Origin of the sequence: Kitasatospora sp. NPDC057198 (assembly GCF_042670125.1) — a bacterium.
Taxonomy (GTDB): domain Bacteria; phylum Actinomycetota; class Actinomycetes; order Streptomycetales; family Streptomycetaceae; genus Kitasatospora.
Genome location: NZ_JBHUWH010000706.1, coordinates 1 through 2,734, shown reverse-complemented (window position 1 = coordinate 2,734; position 2,734 = coordinate 1). Strand labels below are relative to the sequence as shown.

Annotated in this window: 3 protein-coding genes; 1 reads left to right on the top strand and 2 read right to left on the bottom strand. The window is 74.9% G+C overall.

What is annotated here, in order from left to right:
- Positions 1-491 (bottom strand): DUF6297 family protein (locus ACFUEL_RS38040; RefSeq protein ID WP_380242545.1); only part of this gene is annotated, 491 nt, incomplete at its 3' end.
- Complete coding sequence (locus ACFUEL_RS38035) at positions 482-1,201, bottom strand: ATP-binding cassette domain-containing protein (RefSeq protein WP_380242543.1); 720 nt, start codon at positions 1,199-1,201, stop codon at positions 482-484. The genes ACFUEL_RS38035 and ACFUEL_RS38040, both read right to left, overlap by 10 nt.
- Before the next feature lie 342 nt (positions 1,202-1,543).
- Here ACFUEL_RS38035 and ACFUEL_RS38030 point away from each other — a divergent pair, with 342 nt between their 5' ends.
- On the top strand, positions 1,544-2,716 hold the full coding sequence (locus tag ACFUEL_RS38030) for a lytic polysaccharide monooxygenase (RefSeq protein WP_380242541.1): 1,173 nt from the start codon (positions 1,544-1,546) through the stop codon (positions 2,714-2,716).
- Positions 2,717-2,734: the final 18 nt, after the last annotated feature.

The following is a 2,734-nucleotide window of genomic DNA, read 5'->3' as shown; positions in this document are numbered from 1 at the left end:
ACCCCGGACGGGCTCGGGGCGCCACCCGCGGCGGCCACCGCCCCGCCGAGCGCGCCCAGCACGGCGCCGCCCGCCCCCGCCGCGGCCAGCGCGCCCGCCAGGCGCGGACGCAGCAGCCGGCGCCGGTCCACCGGCAGCGGCAGCAGCCAGCCGAGCTCCGGGGCGGGCAGCACGACCGGGCCCAGCCACAGCGACAGCCGCAGCAGCCCCGCCGTGCCGAGCACGCCCAGACCGACCAGCAGCCCGGGAAGCCGGCCGTCGCCGCGGGCGAGGACCGCACCGGCCAGGCCGGAGAGGGTGTCGACGGTGCCCGCCAGCACGGCCAGCAGCGCCCCGGCGGCGACCAGCGCGGTCCAGGCCCGCCGGGTGCGGCCGCCCGCGCCGCGGGGCGCCCGGCGGGCCCGGGTGCGGCGCAGCTCCTCGACCGCGCGGCGGGCCGGGTCGGTGGCGGGCGCTGTGGTCGGCGCGGGCCGGTGAGCGGTCAGTCCCACGGCGCGGCCCCCCGGGCGAGTACGTCGGCGGTCGGACCGTGGTCGGTGACCCGCCCCTCGTCGAGGACCAGGACCCGGTCGGCGACCCGGTCGAGCAGCGGGCGGTCGTGGGCGGCCAGGACGATCGCGGTGCCGTCGGCCCGGCTCCGGCGCAGGGCGTCGGCCAGCCGCTCCCGGGCCCGGGTGTCCAGGCGCTGCTCCGGCTCGTCCAGCAGCAGCAGGCGGGCCGGGCGGACCAGGACGGCGGCCAGCAGCAGGAGTTGCCGCTGGCCCGCGGAGAGCGTGTCGGGGAAGGCGTCGGCCCGGTGCCGCAGGCCCAGCGCGTCCAGGACCCGGGCGCACCGGTGGTCGGGCCGGTCGAGTCCGTGCGCGGCGACGACCATCCGGACGTGCTCGGCCACCGTGAGGTCGGGGAAGCAGTCGGCGTCGTCCAGGAAGACGCCGACCCGCTGCCGGAAGGAGAGTTCGTGCTCGCGCACCGGGGCGCCGTCCAGCAGCACGGTGCCCGCGTCGAGGTGGAGCAGCCCGGCCAGCGCCCTGAGCAGCGTCGACTTCCCGGAGCCGTTCGCGCCGACCAGCCCGAGGCAGCCGCCCGGCGGGACGGACAGCGACGGTACGGCGAGCAGCTGCTGGCCGCCCGCGCTGACCCGGAGGCCCTCGGCGGCCAGCACCGGCGGCCCCTCGTCGGGTGTCCGGCGGTCCGTCCCCATGCGTGCTCCCTCTGGTGCGTCGTGCGTCGTGCGTCGTGCGTCGTGCGTCGTGCGTCGGTCGGTCGGTCGTGCGTGCGTCGGTCGGTCGTGTCTCGGTCGTCGGTCGGTCGGCCGTCCGTGCGCAAGCATGCGGCCGATCGGCTTGTGCACCAACGGACTTGATCGAATCGTGCCCCGGGAGCCGTGCGTTTGACGGGACTTGACAGCTCGTTACCTTGAGGCGAGGGAGCTGCCCCCAGAGCCCCCTCTGCTCATGGCATGAGCATGGCTTTTTCCCAGTCAGACGGCCTGTCCGACCCCGATGCGCGGGCGGGCCCCCTCCACCCAGGCGGTGAAAGTTTCATGTCACGACGCAAGACCCCCACGATCCTCGCGGCCGTCGCGACCGCGGTCGCGACGCTCTGCGCGCTGCTGCTCGGGCTCCCCGCGGCCCAGGCGCACGGCGTGGCAATGGTGCCCGGCTCGCGCACCTACCTGTGCTACCAGGACGCCGTCACCGGCGACGGGTCGCTGTCGCCCACCAACCCGGCCTGCCAGGCCGCCGTCGCCCAGAGCGGCACCACGCCGCTCTACAACTGGTTCGCGGTGCTGGACTCCAACGCGGGCGGCCGCGGCCAGGGCTACGTGCCGGACGGCACGCTGTGCAGCGCCGGGAACAAGTCGCCGTACGACTTCTCGGCGTACAACGCGGCCCGCGACGACTGGCCCAAGACCCACCTCAGCTCCGGCGCGGCCATCGAGGTCGACTACTCCAACTGGGCCGCGCACCCCGGTGAGTTCCGGGTCTACCTGACCAAGCAGGGCTGGTCCCCGACCACCCCGCTGGCCTGGGCCGACCTCAACCTGCTGACCACCGTCGCCAACCCGCCGCAGGTGGGCAGCCCCGGCGCCAACGGCGGGCACTACTACTGGAACCTCACCCTGCCGTCCGGGCGCAGCGGGGCCGCCCTGATGTTCATCCAGTGGGTGCGCTCGGACAGCCAGGAGAACTTCTTCTCCTGCTCGGACGTCGTCTTCGACGGCGGCCACGGCGAGGTCACCGGCATCCACCAGTCGGGCAGCACGCCGTCCCCGAGCGCCAGCACCAGCGCTTCCCCGTCCGCGTCCGCGTCTCCGAGCGCCAGCGCGAGCCCGAGCAGCAGCCCCAGCACCAGCCCCAGCACCAGCCCGTCGTCCAGCCCGTCGTCCAGCGGCAGCCCGATGCCGACCAGCGGGTGCATGGCGACGTACAGCGTGGTCAGCTCGTGGGGCGGGGGCTTCCAGGCGTTGGTCGAGGTGATGAACCACAATGCGACGCCGATCAACTCCTGGACGCTGAAGTGGCAGACCGGCTCCGGCACCACGATCACCAGCCTGTGGAACGGTGCGCTGACCACCTCCGGCAGTGACGTGACGGTGCGCAACGCGGCCTACAACGGCACCATCGGCGCGAACTCCAGCACCACACTCGGCTTCACCGCCAACTCCACCGGCAACAACTTCCCGACCGGCTCCGTCTCCTGCACCGCCTCGTGACACCCGGGGCCCCGGACC